Raw genomic sequence first — 15,768 nt, 5'->3', positions numbered from 1 at the left:
ATAAGTATCTTTGCACTTATGGGATTTATCATTTTTGTTATTTTTCTTTCGCTTGTTTTCTCACTTTTTTTTTCAAAGCTGAAAAGAGGAAAGTTGGGTCAGCTGGCTAAACTTTTCAGGATTGCAAGTGTGGTTTTTGCGGTCTCGGTTTTTACCTATTGGTTTATTAAAAAATCTGTAATAGGTGTTGTAAACAATTCTCTGTCGTTGCAGGTTATTAATAAACTTCCGCAGCCTTTAGACTTTTATGTCATCAATCTCAATAATCTTGATAAAAATACACCTTTAGAAACCAAGCATATCGGAAAAATCCGTCCCGAATATTACAGAATAGAGTATCTGAAAATGACGAAGTCTGATGAATACTGGATTGCCGGGTATTTAGGAAAAAAAAATCTGGTTTACTTTTCCCAGCATTCTGTTCCCAATAAAAATATGGATCAGATGATTGAGGTCCAGAATTACATCAACCAAAGCGAAAAGCTTTCTGCAATAGCAAAAAAGGAAATAGAGGAAGACAATTACCAAAATATGCTGATGGGAATTTGGGTAACGCTTTGTTTTCTTTTACTGTTTCTAAACTTTGTTTTATTAGTAAAAAAGAAATAATTCTAAAATAAACTAGGCATATTTTCCTGCCCCATTTTAGGAATCAGAAGATCAGTTTTCCATTCCTTGTTTAGATTTTCAATAAAATAAGCTGAAAGAAGCGGTGATGCTTTCTCAATGTTTTGATGAACGAAAAAATAAAGATTCTGAAGACCTTCTTTTTTCCATTTTGTAAGATGTTTCAACCAATCGTCTAATCTTTGGTAATCACTTTCATCGTTGGCACCAACATATCTGATGAATGCGTTTGGAGTCGTTAGTCGCATGTGAAGCATATCTCTTCTTCCGGCAGTATCTACGATAATATTGGTGATATTGTTGTTTTCAAAAAGCTCGCAGGTTTTATCAAAAATCTCTTCATCAGTAAACCATTCGGTATTTCTGAGTTCGATGGCTAAAGGTACTTCTTTGGGCCATTTATTTACAAACTGTTCTAGTCTTTCGTAATCTTTTGGTTTAAAATTATCGTGAAGCTGTAGAAAAACCATTCCTAATTTCTCATCAAAATTCAAGACAGCCGTTGCAAACTGTGTAACTACATCATCAATATTCAGAAGCCTTCTAAAATGAGAAACCGTATTGGTAATCTTTGGAAAAAACTTAAAATTCGCCGGTGTTTTTTCTTTCCACGTTAAAACCTGTTCAGAGCTTGGCATTCCGTAGAAAGTAGCATTCAGCTCAATTGAATTGAACTGTGTGGCGTAATATGTCAGTTCGTCCTTTGTTCCTTTCGGATAAAAGCCTTTAAGATCAGTTTTATTCCATTTTGCGCAGCCAATTGATATATTTTCAAGTCCTTTTTTATTTTGCTTTAAAATTTCTTTAGTTCTTGAATGGTCTTTTGGTAACGTAAAATCTATTTTTGAAGGATCTTCTACTTGTCCGAATTTCATAGATTGAGGTTTTAAGGATTATTGAATGATGCTTTAAACAAAGATAATTAAAATTGTTAGAAAATTACTTGGGATTCTTTTCAAGTGTAATTGCATCTATTATTAAACCGATCTGAGTGATTACTTTACCTATGTTGTTTTCAATTTCACAATTAGTAAAGCGGATAATTTTCATCCCATTATCTTGTAAACTTTGAGTTCTCTCATCGTCTTTTTTAATCTGTTCCGGAGCATTATGGTATTCTCCGTCGACCTCAATAATTAGTTTTAATTGATGACAATAAAAGTCAGCAATAAATAAACTAATTGGGTGCTGCCTCCTGAATTTATGACCTTTCAGCTGATTGCTTCTAAGTTTTTCCCATAGAATTTTCTCTGCTTTAGTTTCATTATTTCGTAAAGATTGTGATTTTAAAAACGAACTTGATGGAGCTCCTTTCCACATTCCATCATCGTAATTAGGTTTTAATTTTTTCATTTGTGTTTTTATTAAAGCTAATAAATTTTCGACATATCACAATTTGCTCCCTTTAGTGTCGGGCAACAATTCTCTACAGAAATCAAAAATCATTTTCCCCAACCCTAAAGGGAGTGATTTTAGATTTTAGGAAATACAAGCGTTCGTTAAAAGTTGAAAAGATGGAGTTATTTATTTTTGGTAAAAATATTTTGATTGCGCAAAATAGTGGGATATGAAATTTGCCCCCTTTAGGGCTGGGGCAACAAATTCTCTACAGAAATCAAAAATCATTTTCCCCAACCCTAAAGGGAGTGATTTTAGATTTTAGGAAATACAAACGTTCGTTAAAAGTTGAAATGATGCAGATTATTTGTGATAAAAATATTTGAGTGAAAAATAAATGTGATATGAAATTTTCTCCCTTTAGGGCCGGAGCAACAAATTTCTCTAACCAAATTTCGATTTAGTAAAACAATTTCATTCCCCATCTTCCAACTCAAAAATATCTTCAACTTTCTTATCAAAATATTTCGCAATTTTCAATGCTAAAACCGTCGATGGAACATATTTTCCTGCTTCCATGGCATTAATCGTTTGTCGAGAAACTCCGATTTTTTTTGCTAAATCTTCCTGTGTGATATTTTTTATGGCTCTTTCGAGTTTAATTTTATTTTTCATTTTTTAATTAATAAATAATTAAATCTGAAAACATACAAAACCAAAGGTAAGAACATACTGAAGATCATTGCTGTGAAAAAGAGGCTTCCAAAAATGGATATAAATAAAATAAGAACAATAGAATAGGTTGCAATCAAACTCCAGAAAACGGACTTTAAGCGTAGACTCGAAATATACTCATCTTCAATTTTTTCTTTGGAAAATCCGACCAAAATTCCGCCGATAATAATTAAAACTCCAAATAAATTGGGGAATAAATCAATGTTTGCGGTTTGCAGAAAACCTTGGTCTTCATTATTCAAAAATCCTGAATTATAGATGACTGGCAGAGAAATTTCAAAGTTCATCACTCCAGATAGAGAAATTAATCCCAGAATTAATGACGGGATAAAAATAAACCAACCGATCATCTTAAAATGGTGCGGAAAAAGTTGTAATGTATTCATGCGACTAATTTTAATAAAACAAATGTAAAGAATATTTTACAATATGTAAAGTTTATTTTACATTTAATTTAAAATAAAAACCGCAGAAAAAATTTCCGCGGTTTCAATATTCACAGCCAAAACTTGGCTCTTTAAACTTTTTACTTGACTCTTCAATTAAGCTTCACAAGCCGAGCAGCTCACAAAATTCACCATCATTTCCTTAGAAACAGACGAACTTCTTTGGTAATACAAAGTTTTCACACCTTTCTTCCAAGCTTCGATGTAAAGGTAATTCACATCTTTTACAGGCATTGTTGAAGGAATCTGCAAGTTCAGAGACTGAGCCTGATCGATGTATTGTTGTCTTTGTGCAGCCTGAGAAATAATTTCCATTGGAGAAATTTCTTTAAATGTTTTGAATACTGCTTTTTCTTCATCAGTCAGTTCAGTCAGGTGTTGAACAGAACCATGGTTTAGCATAATTGTTCTCCAAGTTTCTTCGTTGTCAAGACCTTTTTCTTCAAGCAATTTAGCAAGATATTTATTCTTACGCATGAAGTTTCCTTTCGCCAAACCTGCTTTGTAGTAATTTGATGCAAAAGGCTCAATTCCTGGAGAAGTTTGACCTAAGATTGCAGAACTTGAAGTCGTAGGAGCAATCGCCATTACCGTTGTATTTCTCATACCGTAACCTTTCAATAATTCAGGTTCTCCATAGATGTTTGCTAATTCTTTAGATGCAATATCCGCCTGCGCTCTGATGTGTTTGAAAGCTCTTGCATTAAACTGTGTCGCCTCAAAACTCTCAAAAGGAATCATGTTTTTCTGAAGATAAGAATGATATCCCAAAACCCCCAAACCTAGCGCTCTGTGACGCAATGCAAAATCTCGTGCTCCCTGAAGATAATAATTTCCTTCAGTTTTCTCAATAAATTCAGATAAGACAGCGTCAAGGAAATAGATCGCCAACTGTACTGCGTTGGTATCTTTCCACTCGTCGTATAATTCTAAGTTCATAGAAGACAGACAACAGATGAAAGATTCCTGTCTTGTAGACGGAAGCATAATTTCCGAACAAAGGTTACTTGCATTAATCGTCAATCCAAGATCTTTATAAACCTGAGGTTTGTTTCTGTTAACGTTATCGGTAAAGAAAATATAAGGAAGACCTTTTTGCTGACGGCTTTCCAAAACTCTTGCCCAGATTTTACGCTTATCGGCATCACCGTCGATCATATCCTGCATCCAGTAATCCGGAACGCAAATTCCGGTAAACAGGTTCTGAATCGGACTTCCGATGTCTTTAATTGATAAAAATTCTTCAATATCACCGTGGTCAACATCAAGATAGGCCGCAAAAGCACCTCTTCTAACGCCACCTTGAGAAACCACATCCATAGAAGTGTCAAACAATTTCATAAACGAAACTGCTCCTGAAGATTTTCCGTTATCGGTTACTGCAGTTCCTCTGTTACGAAGTTCCCCGAAATATCCTGAAGTTCCGCCCCCGATTTTCGTCTGCATGATCACTTCACCCATTTTGTGGGTAATTCCTTCAATGCTGTCCGGAATATGCACGTTGAAACAAGAGATTGGAAGACCTCTCTGCGTTCCCATATTCGCCCACACCGGAGAAGAAAAACTGATCCATCCTTTCATGATCATCTCCTTGAAAGCCGGCTGCAGTTCAGGTTTGTATAATTTTTTTGCTGCGGCAGTTGTGATTCTATCGATTGCACCGTCTACGGTTTCGCCTTTCAGAAGGTAACCTCTGTTCAGCATTTGCTCAGATTCTTCGTTGAGCCACCAGATATTGTTGTTTTGTTCTTCCATTCTTTATATTTTTTTGTTGCTTCAGAGTCTTCCGTCGCAGTGAGTTTACACTGAGCTTGTCGAAGTGAAGCAATTTTTTGTTTTACTATTATTTTTTTATTTAGAAGCATTTTGTATGTGCTTCTTCTCAATTTTCTACCTGCTTTCCGCTATATCTTTTTTGTGATTGCGAACAACATTAATTTATCATTTTCACTTTTCTGCCACCGCAATCACAAAAAAGGATGTCGCTGCAGGGCTAGGACGACGTTTTGTTTTTTATTACCACTGAATTCTGTCATTGCGAGAAAGGAAGCATCTCTTTGAATCAATTTAATCTTCCCACTTCTGAATCAACCTTGACAAGGTTCTTTGTGCAAAAGCAACCGCATTAAGTTTTGGCTAAAGCCACATGAACTTCTTCTCTTTTGAAAACGGGCTAAAGCCCGTTCCTATTGATGTCTCTGCCAAACCTCATAGGTTTTCAAAACCTATGAGGTTTTTTAATAGCATCCATTTATTTTCGTCATTACGAGGCACGAAGCAATCTCATCTTTTCTGCAGATGCTTCGACAAGCTCAGCATGACATCGCTAATACTAACTGTTTTTACGCTCGCTTCGCTCGCACCCCGACTTGAACGGAGCTCTTTTGTTTATATTGGTTCTCCCTTTAGGGAGTTAGAGGGTAAACAAAAAGCGGGAGTGGAAGGCGGAAACTGGCGCCCAAATCATTTAAAATCTAAAATTTAAATTTAATATTTAGAAAAGATCATTCGCCGTAATACTCTTATCATGCTTCGTATAATCCACCGGCCTTTTTGCAAAGAAATCATCCATAGAATTGGCGAAAACTTCCTCTTCGAACCATTTCATCGGACTGTACTGTTCAGCTGTCGTGTTGTAACGTTTTTCCATGTTGATCTTAGTTAAACTTTCGTCAACACGGTATTTCATAAAGTTAATTAAATCTTGTTTTGAGAATTTATCAAGCTCACCCATTTCAAAGATCCAATCAAGAATTTCTCCTTCAAGCTCGATTGATTGGTCTACCAAAGTGTAAATATCTTCAATGTCAGAATCAGTTAAAAGATCAGGTTGCTCCTCACGTATTTTATTGATCAGATAAATTCCTCCATTCGCATGAATCTGCTCATCAATAGATGTCCACGCAATAATATTGGAAACATTTTTCATGAAACCTTTAAATCTTGTGAAAGACAAAATAATTGCAAACTGCGAGAATAAAGACACATTCTCAATCAGAATACTGAATAAAAGCAAAGACGAAACATATTCTTTCGGAGTTGCAGAATTAGCATGCTTCAGCACATTTGATAAGAAATCTATTCTCTTTTTCAATGCAGGAACTTCTACAACATGGGTAAATTCTTCGTTATATCCTAAAACTTCCAGCAAACGCGAATACGCTTCAGAATGACGGAATTCACATTCAGCGAATGTAGATCCCAAACCATTCAGTTCAGGTTTTGGTAAGTGGTGATATAGATTACCCCAAAATGACTTTACAGAAACTTCAATCTGAGCAATCGCCAAAAGTGCATTTTTTACTGCATTTTTTTCGTGAGGCTCAAGTTGTGACTGAAAATCCTGAACGTCTGCCGTAAAATCTACTTCCGAGTGTACCCAGAAAGATTTGTTGATTGCTTCTGTAAACTGAAGAACCTCAGGATACTCAAATGGCTTATAGCTTACTCTTTTATCAAAAATTCCCATATTGAATTGTAATGTCTTTTGTTTTGTAATAAATAGATTTCTGAAAATACAATCATATAATTGATAAGTATTTGATTTTTTGAAAGTTAATCGGGTGATTGATTAATCTTGAATCTCAACTATTTTCTTTCATAATCTACCTACAAAGTTAGAGAATGAAGACTGATTTTAAAAGGGGTAAACACTAATTGACTGACTTTTAACCTTAAAAGTTTTCCACATTTACATGAAACTCCCTTTGCCATTGGATTAGAGGAACTTAAGCAGCAGAAACAAATTGCTGGCAATGATTCTGGTTAAACAATAATTTTTAACTTATTGAATTTCAAAATGTAATGTATTAAACAGGTGTAATTTAAAAAGAATTTTTTAATCTTGTAACAAAATGATTGTAGTAGCTACTTATAAGACATAAAAACATCCAAAGCTTAATGTTAGTAATTCAGGATCTCAATAAATCATACGACACGGGCAAGAGTAAACTGCACGTTCTCAAAGGAATCAACCTCAATATTTCTGAGGGTGAATTTGTCTCTATTATGGGAAGTTCGGGTTCGGGAAAATCAACTTTACTGAATATTATCGGAATTCTTGATGAAAAAGATTCTGGGATTTACGAATTGGATGGTATTCCTATCGAACATTTAAATGAAGTAAAAGCTGCTGAATACCGCTCACGATTTTTGGGATTTGTGTTTCAGTCTTTCAATTTGATAGGTTACAAAACAGCTATAGAAAATGTAGCTCTTCCTTTATATTATCAAAATGTTTCAAGGAAAGAGAGAAATCAAAAAGCATTAGAATATCTTGAGAAAGTAGGCTTGGCACAATGGGCAAATCATTTACCAAATGAGCTTTCGGGTGGTCAAAAACAAAGAGTTGCCATTGCAAGAGCATTAATTACAGATCCAAAAGTAATTCTTGCCGATGAACCAACCGGAGCATTAGATTCAAAAACCACGCATGATATTATGAAACTTCTTCAGGACATCAACAGTGAAGGAAAAACAATCATCGTTGTAACACACGAGCCTGATGTTGCCGCTCAGACCAAAAGAAACGTCATTTTACGAGACGGAATTATAGAAAGTGACGAGTTTATAAAGCAAATTGTGCTTTAAGGGTGAATTGTGAATGGTCAATTTTTCTTCGCAAGTGAATTTTTAAACAGGTGCAATAATTATAAAATAAACACAAATGAGTTTTAAAATGAGAAAAAATGTTTTTAAATCTAAATCATTATAAACTCGATGTCTATAAATCGGCAAGAGAGTTAAGATTTGAATGTTATAAAATATTAAATAGTCTTCCAACTGAAGAAAAATTTAATTTAACAGATCAAATAAGAAGAGCTTCAACTTCTGTAGTCTTAAATATTACCGAAGGTTGCTCTAGAAAATCTGAAATTGAAAGAAAAAGATATTTTGAAATTTCAAGAGGCTCAGTAATAGAATTGGATTCTTGTTTTGATATAATTATTGAATCTGAATATCTTAATCTGGTTGATTTAGAAAAAGCGGGAAATAAATTAAAAACAACATTTATCCTTTTGAGTGGAATGTTAAAATAGTGAATGGTCAATTTTTCTTCGTAAGTGAATTTTTAGAAGAGTTAAAATTAACAATTGACTCGAAGAAATTGACAATTGACATTAAAAATAATTGACTTTTTTACAAAGTAAAAAAACAAAAATATGTTTGACCTAGATCGTTGGCAGGAAATATTCAGTTCGATTCGCAGTAATGTATTGCGAACGGTGCTTTCGGGCTTTACCGTGGCATTGGGGCTGTTTATTTTTATTGTTCTTTTCGGAATTGGAAGTGGTCTGAAAAACGCTTTTACAGAAGGCTTTGCGCGAGATGCCCAAAACCTGATTACCATTTATTCAGGGAAAACAACGATTGCTTACAATGGTTTGCAATCTGACCGTACCGTGACGATGAACAATGAAGATTATGATTTCTTAGTAAATAATGATAAAGAAAAAGTAGGGTATTCAACACCGAGATATACCGCCAATTTGATGGTGAAGTATGGTAAAGAAAGTGGTTCTTATCAAATCAACGGAGCCGATCCTGAAGAAAAATACATCGAAAACAGAAAAATGTTGGAAGGGCGTTACGTCTCGTCAATGGATTTGGTACGGAAGCAAAACGTTGCAGTGATAGGGAGAATGGTACAGCGAGATTTAATAAAAAATGGAAGCCCGGTTGGTAAAGATTTAGATATTAATGGAACCATGTTCAAGGTTATTGGAGTGTTTTCTGATGATGGAGGGGATAATGATGAGCGACATATTACAATTCCTATTACCACGTTACAGCAGATGAAAAAAGGTTCGGATACGATAAGTACGGCATACATTGCTTATAATGAAAATCTAACTCCGGAAGAGGCAATAAAATATGGTGATAAACTGAAAGACGGTCTTAAAGCCCGAAAAAATGTTTCTCCCGACGATGAAAATGGAATTCGTGTTTGGAATAATGCTAAAAATATGAATGAAACTTTCATGTTTATGGCGGTTCTTACGGGAATTGTAACGTTCATTGGATTGGGAACTTTATTGGCAGGAATTATCGGAATCAGTAACATCATGGTTTACATCGTTAAAGAAAGAACCAAAGAAATCGGAGTGCGAAAAGCAATTGGCGCAAAGCCGGGAAGTATTGTTGCTTTGATTGTTCAGGAAAGCGTTGTAATAACGGTCGTTTCAGGATTTGTAGGAGTTGGATTGGGGGTTTTAGCCTTACATCTAATAGGAGATAATTTAGAAGAATATTTTATTAAAAACCCAAGCGTGGGCTGGTACGAAATTATCGCCGCATTCATTGCTTTGGTAATTTCAGGATTAATTGCAGGCTTCGTTCCGGCTTACAGGGCTTCAAAGATTAAACCGATTGAAGCATTAAGAACGGAATAATTTAATTTGAAAATTTGATAATCAGTTAATTTAAAAATGAAATTATGAATTAACTCTTAACTCATAATTAATAACTTATAACTCAACAAAAGTGAACATTTTATTTAAAAAAGATACATGGCAGGAGATTTATTATTCACTCAAGAATAATAAGCTTCGTACGTTTCTTACCATGATTGGCGTGGGCTGGGGAATGTTTCTTTACGTTGTTTTACTGGGCTCTGCAAAAGGAATGGAAAATGGTTTTGATAAATTATTTTCAGGTTTTGCGACCAATTCTATTTTCCTGTGGGCACAAAACACATCAATTCCTTACGAAGGCTTTCCGAAAGGGAGAGCGATGGATCTGAAACTTCAGGATGTCGATATGCTTCAGCGAAAAATCAATGAGATTGAATATATTTCGCCAAAAAACTCACGAGGTAACTTCGGAAGTGCAGGAGAACAAATGTCTAGAAATGGAAAAACGGCGACCTATAGTCTGAATGGAGATTATCCTATCGGAAATAAAATTTCAGAGAAAAAACTTATTTACGGAAGGTATTTAAATGATGCTGATGTTTCACAAAATAAAAATGTAGCCGTCATTGGCGAAGAGGTTTATAAAAACTTTTTTGATTCTAAAAAGAATGAAAATCCTATTGGTAAATCAATCAATGTAAAAGGTATATTCTTTAATGTAATTGGTGTATTCAGAGTGAAAAGAGGTGGCGGAATGGATAATGATCAGACTGTTTTTATCCCGCTTTCCACGTTTACGAAAATCTATAACGACGGCGATAATGTAGATGTTTTTGCGATTGTAAGTAAACCAAATGCAGACGTAAATGATGTGGAAGATAAAGTAAAGAGTGAATTGAAAAAGAAAAACAAGGTTTCTCCTGAAGATACCAATGCTTTTGGAAGTTTTAACCTTGGAAAAGAATTTAAAAAGCTGACAGGATTTTTAACCGGAATGCAGCTTTTAACCATCATTGTAGGAACTTTAACTATTCTTGCAGGCGTAATTGCAATATCGAATATCTTATTGATCACGGTAAAAGAAAGAACAAAAGAAATAGGGATCCGAAGAGCTTTAGGCGCAAAACCTTCAGAAGTAAGAAACCAGATTCTGCTTGAAAGTGTCGTGATTACATTAAGCTCGGGTTTACTCGGGTTTATTTTCGGAATTTTCGTTTTGATGATCTTTAATACGCTAACTCAAAATCAGGATGATTTTCCATTTTACAATCCAACAGTCAATTACAGCAATGTATTCAGCGCAATGACGGTGATGGTTGTTTTAGGATTGATTATTGGGATGATACCTGCACAGAGAGCAGTTAAAATACGCCCGATCGAAGCATTGAGGAGCGAATAAATTTGAAAATTTAGATAACGAACAGCAATCAATATTTTAAATAAATTAAAAAAAATAAACTATATATGAAAAAGAAATTTACCTGGAAAAAAGGCATCTACATATTTTTGGGGCTTTTGTTTGCGGTAGCATTATTTTCAGGAATCAGCTATGTGGTAAAATCAAATTCTACCCAAAGTGAGGCTTTTCTTACCCGGAAACCTTCTATTCAGAATATGGAAGACAAAGTGATGGCAACAGGAAAAATCGTTCCTAAAGAAGAAATCGAAATTAAGCCGAATATCGCAGGGATTATTGAGAAAATTTTGGTAGATGAAGGAGATAGGGTAGAAGCCGGACAATTGATTGCAACGGTAAGAATTGTTCCGAATATAGCGGAAGTAAATAATGCAACACAAAATGTGCAAAACGCACAGCTTCAGATTAATAATGCAAAAATGAATGTTGCAAATATGCAGACTCAGTTTGCAATGTCTGAAAAATTGTTTAAGCAAGGTGTTGTTTCAAAACAGGAATATTTGACGGCTCAGCAACAATTATATACGCAGCAACAAGCTTTGAGAAATGCAAACCAACAATTGGTAACTGCACAAAAAACTTTGCAGATTGCAAAAACAGGAGCTATTCCGGAATTGCAGGGTCTGGCGACAACACAAATTCGTTCTAAAGCCGCAGGAACTGTTCTTGAAGTTCCGGTAAAAGTAGGAAGCCAGGTAATTGAAGCCAACTCTTTCAATGCCGGAACAACGATATGCTCTATTGCAGATTTGAATTCATTGATTTTCCAGGGTGAAATTGATGAAGCACAAGCCGGAAAACTGAAGCAGGGAATGGATATGAAAATCGTAATCGGAGCTTTGCAGAATAAGTCTTTTCCTGGAAGGCTGACAATGATCGCACCAAAAGGAAAAGATACCAACGGAACGATAAAATTCCCGGTAGAAGGTGATGTAAACAATCCGAATAACGAATACATCAGAGCCGGTTTCTCAGCCAACGGAGAAATTGTGATGAGTTCACAGAAAAATGCATTGCTTTTGGATGAATCTTTAATTCAGTATGAAAAGAAGAATGGTAAAGACGTTCCTTTCGTTGAGGTAAAACAGAAAGACGGCAAATTCAAAAAAGTATATGTGAAGCTTGGTGCAAGCGACGGAATCAATGTACAGATTCTGTCAGGAATCAATCAGAATTCTGAAGTAAAAGTTTGGAACCCTTCCGATAAAGATAAAGAAGAACTGACAGAGAAAGCTAAGAAATAATTCAAGTGTAAAAGTTGATACTTTAAGCATGAAAAAAATATTTTTACTTTTACTTGTTAGTTTAACAAGTCTGTTCTTTGCTCAATCTGCTAATTATAAAACTGCGGCTGATCTTTTTCAGAATAATTACAATTCTGGAAATTATAATGATATTTTTAATAGTTTCTCGCCTGAAATGCAGAACGCTTTACCTCTTGAAGATACCAAGCAATTTCTGTCTAATTTGAAATTGCAGTTTGGTAAAATAGAGAGTAAGGAATTTATAGCTTATCAAGAAACCTATGCTGCTTATAAAACCAAATTTGAAAAAGCAGTCTTGGCTGTGAATATTTCTCTGAATGATCAGAACAAAATCAACGGTTTTTTTGTAAAGCCTTACGAAAAGTCAGAAGAAAACAGAGTTCAGGAAAATAGTAAAACAGTAAATGCTTTGCGTCAATTTCCTAAAAGTGTAAGTGAAGCTATATTTTTAAATGCAAAAGATTTTCCGAATAATACTCAGATTTCAATTGCATATATAGAAAGTGGGAAAATTCATTTTTACGGAATTATAAAACAAAATGATACGATAAAAAGTATTGAAAACCACAACAATGTTTTTGAAATAGGCTCTATTACAAAAACTTTTACTTCAACTGTTTTAGCTTCATTAGTTGAAGATAAAAAGATTAACTTAAACGATAATATCAATTCTTATTATTCTTTTCCGTTTGCAGGAAATAGTAAATTAAACTTTAAGAGCTTAGCCAATCACACTTCTGGTTTACCACGTCTTCCGAATAATTTGGACTTAACCAACGAAAGTAATCCGTACAAGAATTATGGTAAAAAAGAAATTGAAGCTTATCTTAAAGATAATTTAAAATTAAAAAATGATCAAGTAAAATATGAATATTCAAATTTAGGAGCCGGATTATTGGGATATACATTGGGAATAAGTCAAAAAACTACATTACAGCAATTATTGCAAAGAAGGATATTCGATAAATATAAAATGAACAATTCTTTTTTAAGCTCAAAAAATCTACAAGACAAACTTGTCGACGGACTAAATGCGAGTGGTGAAAAAGTTTCCAATTGGGATTTTGATGTTTTGTTCGGTGGTGGTGGGATTTTGTCTACGACCGAAGATTTGGCAAAATTTGTTGAGGCTCAGTTTAATGCTAAAAACACTGAACTTGCATTAACAAGAAAACCAACTTTTATAGTCAATGAAAAAATGAAAGTCGGATTAGGATGGCATATTCTGAAAAATAAAAATAATAGCGAATTTTTTTGGCATAACGGAGGAACGGCCGGATATTCTTCGTCTTTAGCTTTTAGTACTGAAAGCAAGAATGCCATTATCATTTTATCAAATGTTTCAGCATTTAATCCAAAAGCACAAAATATCGATAAATTGTGCTTGGAGTTGCTAAATAGCACAAGCGAAACGAAATAAGCAAAATAATTTTACCCTGAAATAAATGCAAAAAGTCCCACATTTTCTGGGACTTTTTTGATGTATTATTCTCAAATAAAGTTTATTTGGATGAAATTTAGCCTAAAAAATTAATTTCTTTATCCTTAAATTTATTTTTAACCACCAGTTGATTGGCGGTCTTCAACATTTTTCTGCGAAGCTTAGCCAATTTTCTTACATTTTTATCTTCGCTGTAATCAAAAATATTGTCTTTGAAACTGAAGGTGTCCCCATCTTTAAATTCGATGTTGCTTTTCTTAAGTTCCCCATGCAGCATAAGGTTGGTCATGCTTTTAAGAATCAAATGTTCAGATTCACCAAGAGATTTTAACGACTTAAGTAAGTGTTTTTTGTATTTTTTCTTTCCCATAACTCTAAACGATTTTCGATTTTAAGATTATGCAAATATATCATTTAGTTAAGACTATTTTGTAACGATTCCAGTCAAATTTGCCAATCTTGCATATTTTAAAAAGGCAATGTTTAACAAAGCAAATTAAATGTGATTCCGTATTTAACGATAAATTAAATTTTCAATATTAAACTTATTATCGTAATATTGCAATATTAAAAATGAAATATGGGGCTTACAAAGACAGAAATTTTTAGTGAAGAACAAAACAGATTAGCTAAGCTTTTCAAAGTTTTGGGTCATCCTGCAAGGATTGCGATTTTGCAACATATTATCAACCAAAAAGCTTGCATCTGCAATGATCTGGTGGAGGAATTGGGTTTGGCGCAGGCTACCATTTCACAACATCTAAAAGAACTGAAAAATATAGGAATCATCAAAGGCTCTATCGAAGGAAAGTCGGTTTGCTATTGTATTGATGACGAAGTCTGGAAAACGATGCAAACTGAATTAGGATTGTTTTTTACTCAGGACATTCAATCAGAATCATGCTGTTAAAGACATTTTTTTATTTATCATCATCGTTATATAGCAATATTACAATATGTATTTAATTAAATATACTTTATATGAAACTTTCAAAGATTAAAGAAATTTTACCATCATTAAAAAATGTAGAATTTCAACTGGAAAACGGAAATTTTGTACCCGAACATTTTCACGTAACAGAAGTCGGGCAGATTACCAAAAACTTTATCGACTGTGGCGGAGTGATTCGTACAGAAAAAGTAGTCAATTTCCAGCTATGGAATGCTGATGATTTTGAACACCGTCTAAAGCCGATAAAACTTTTACATATCATAAACCTTTCCGAAGAAAAATTAGGTATTGAAGATTTAGAAATTGAAGTAGAATATCAATCTCAAACGATAGGAAAATATGATTTAGAGTTCAACGGTAATCACTTTGTTTTAGTAAATAAAACTACAGCTTGTCTGGCTCAGGATGCTTGCGGAATTCCTTCAGAAAAACAAAAGAAAAATTTGTCAGAATTAACTTCAGATTCAGGTAATTCTTGTGAACCCGGAAGTGGATGTTGCTAGTTTTTTCCAGCCACGAATGCACGAATATTAGAAGGATTCGTGTATTCGTGGCATAACAATATAATTTAAATTCGAAATGAAACAAGAAATTAAAGAACGTTGCGAAATCATCAGCAAAAATTTTAAAGAAATTAATCCTGAAAGAAAAGTTCTGTTAGAAAAACTAGCGAGTCATATTCAGGAGAAATTAAATTCAGGCAAAGAAATCAACTTGGTATACGTTTGCACGCATAATTCCCGCCGTAGTCATTTGGGGCAAGTTTGGGCAAAAGTCGCTGCCGATTTTTATGGTTTTAATGTTAACACTTTTTCTGCAGGTACAGAAGCGACATCTTTTAATAAAAATGCTATTAATGCATTGATTTCATCAGGGCTTGAAGTAAAAAAAATGGACGAAACTCTCAATCCTAAATACAAAGTTATTTTTGGAGAGAATAAATCGAATCTTTGTTTTTCAAAAACCATTGACGATGAAACCTTGCCTAAAGAAAATTTTGCGGCAGTAATGATGTGCGGAGATGCAGATGAAAACTGCCCGTTTATTCCCGGGTGTGATTTAAGAATCGGGACGACTTACTTTGACCCAAAATCTTACGACAATTCTATTCTTCAGGATGAAAAATATACCGAAAAAAGCAACCAAATTGCGATGGAATGTCTGTATGTTTTTTCTTTAATTAAAAAATAATTG

17 protein-coding genes are annotated in these 15,768 nt (G+C 34.1%); 10 read left to right on the top strand and 7 right to left on the bottom strand.

Features of this window, described 5'->3' with window-relative positions; all coding sequences use genetic code 11:
- The first annotated feature begins 18 nt into the window (after positions 1-18).
- Positions 19-609, top strand: a complete 591-nt coding sequence (locus EG358_RS16385) for a hypothetical protein (RefSeq protein ID WP_083677086.1) — start codon at positions 19-21, stop codon at positions 607-609.
- A 2-nt stretch (positions 610-611) separates the two neighbouring features.
- Here the strand turns inward: EG358_RS16385 and EG358_RS16380 are convergent, their stop codons facing one another.
- From EG358_RS16380 to EG358_RS16355, 6 genes are all read right to left on the bottom strand, one after another.
- Complete coding sequence (locus EG358_RS16380) at positions 612-1,502, bottom strand: DUF72 domain-containing protein (RefSeq protein WP_076562140.1); 891 nt, start codon at positions 1,500-1,502, stop codon at positions 612-614.
- Positions 1,503-1,566: 64 nt separating this feature from the next.
- The gene (locus EG358_RS16375) at positions 1,567-1,980 is read right to left on the bottom strand and encodes an endonuclease domain-containing protein (RefSeq protein ID WP_228421454.1); all 414 of its coding nucleotides are present in this window, start codon (positions 1,978-1,980) and stop codon (positions 1,567-1,569) included.
- Positions 1,981-2,439: 459 nt separating this feature from the next.
- Complete coding sequence (locus tag EG358_RS16370; RefSeq protein ID WP_076562139.1) at positions 2,440-2,640, bottom strand: helix-turn-helix transcriptional regulator; 201 nt, start codon at positions 2,638-2,640, stop codon at positions 2,440-2,442.
- The gene (locus tag EG358_RS16365) at positions 2,637-3,086 is read right to left on the bottom strand and encodes a hypothetical protein (protein WP_076562138.1); all 450 of its coding nucleotides are present in this window, start codon (positions 3,084-3,086) and stop codon (positions 2,637-2,639) included. The genes EG358_RS16370 and EG358_RS16365 overlap by 4 nt, the downstream gene beginning before the upstream one ends.
- A 156-nt stretch (positions 3,087-3,242) precedes the next feature.
- A complete protein-coding gene (locus EG358_RS16360; protein WP_076562137.1) occupies positions 3,243-4,901 on the bottom strand; it encodes a ribonucleoside-diphosphate reductase subunit alpha in 1,659 nt (552 codons plus the stop codon).
- Positions 4,902-5,640: 739 nt separating this feature from the next.
- The gene (locus tag EG358_RS16355; RefSeq protein WP_047442389.1) at positions 5,641-6,615 is read right to left on the bottom strand and encodes a ribonucleotide-diphosphate reductase subunit beta; all 975 of its coding nucleotides are present in this window, start codon (positions 6,613-6,615) and stop codon (positions 5,641-5,643) included.
- Positions 6,616-7,046: 431 nt separating this feature from the next.
- Here EG358_RS16355 and EG358_RS16350 point away from each other — a divergent pair, with 431 nt between their 5' ends.
- From EG358_RS16350 to EG358_RS16325, 6 genes are all read left to right on the top strand, one after another.
- On the top strand, positions 7,047-7,736 hold the full coding sequence (locus EG358_RS16350; RefSeq protein WP_076562136.1) for an ABC transporter ATP-binding protein: 690 nt from the start codon (positions 7,047-7,049) through the stop codon (positions 7,734-7,736).
- A 98-nt stretch (positions 7,737-7,834) separates the two neighbouring features.
- Positions 7,835-8,185 carry a four helix bundle protein gene (locus EG358_RS16345; protein WP_076562135.1) on the top strand — a complete coding sequence of 117 codons (351 nt, stop codon included), beginning with the start codon at positions 7,835-7,837 and terminating at the stop codon, positions 8,183-8,185.
- Between the two features lie 123 nt (positions 8,186-8,308).
- Positions 8,309-9,538, top strand: coding sequence for an ABC transporter permease (locus EG358_RS16340; protein ID WP_076562134.1), 1,230 nt, complete (start codon positions 8,309-8,311; stop codon positions 9,536-9,538).
- A 91-nt stretch (positions 9,539-9,629) separates the two neighbouring features.
- Positions 9,630-10,898 (top strand): ABC transporter permease, encoded by a 1,269-nt coding sequence (locus EG358_RS16335; RefSeq protein ID WP_076562133.1) that lies wholly within the window; start codon positions 9,630-9,632, stop codon positions 10,896-10,898.
- Between the two features lie 65 nt (positions 10,899-10,963).
- Positions 10,964-12,160, top strand: coding sequence for an efflux RND transporter periplasmic adaptor subunit (locus tag EG358_RS16330; RefSeq protein WP_076562132.1), 1,197 nt, complete (start codon positions 10,964-10,966; stop codon positions 12,158-12,160).
- Between the two features lie 28 nt (positions 12,161-12,188).
- Positions 12,189-13,601 (top strand): serine hydrolase, encoded by a 1,413-nt coding sequence (locus EG358_RS16325; RefSeq protein ID WP_076562131.1) that lies wholly within the window; start codon positions 12,189-12,191, stop codon positions 13,599-13,601.
- Positions 13,602-13,698: 97 nt separating this feature from the next.
- On the opposite strand, the gene EG358_RS16320 is transcribed toward EG358_RS16325, so the two are convergent.
- The gene (locus tag EG358_RS16320; RefSeq protein WP_076562130.1) at positions 13,699-13,992 is read right to left on the bottom strand and encodes a hypothetical protein; all 294 of its coding nucleotides are present in this window, start codon (positions 13,990-13,992) and stop codon (positions 13,699-13,701) included.
- 210 nt (positions 13,993-14,202) lie between these two features.
- Here EG358_RS16320 and EG358_RS16315 point away from each other — a divergent pair, with 210 nt between their 5' ends.
- From EG358_RS16315 to EG358_RS16305, 3 genes are all read left to right on the top strand, one after another.
- Positions 14,203-14,532: an ArsR/SmtB family transcription factor gene (locus EG358_RS16315; RefSeq protein WP_076562129.1), complete on the top strand. Its 330-nt coding sequence runs from the start codon at positions 14,203-14,205 to the stop codon at positions 14,530-14,532.
- Positions 14,533-14,603: 71 nt separating this feature from the next.
- Positions 14,604-15,077 (top strand): DUF6428 family protein, encoded by a 474-nt coding sequence (locus EG358_RS16310; RefSeq protein WP_076562128.1) that lies wholly within the window; start codon positions 14,604-14,606, stop codon positions 15,075-15,077.
- A 76-nt stretch (positions 15,078-15,153) separates the two neighbouring features.
- Positions 15,154-15,765, top strand: coding sequence for a low molecular weight phosphatase family protein (locus EG358_RS16305; RefSeq protein WP_076562127.1), 612 nt, complete (start codon positions 15,154-15,156; stop codon positions 15,763-15,765).
- Positions 15,766-15,768 lie beyond the last annotated feature (3 nt).

It is taken from the genome of Chryseobacterium indoltheticum (assembly GCF_003815915.1).
Lineage (GTDB): Bacteria > Bacteroidota > Bacteroidia > Flavobacteriales > Weeksellaceae > Chryseobacterium > Chryseobacterium indoltheticum.
Note: the sequence above shows the minus strand (reverse complement) of the source record. Positions and strands in the feature narration are given on the sequence as shown.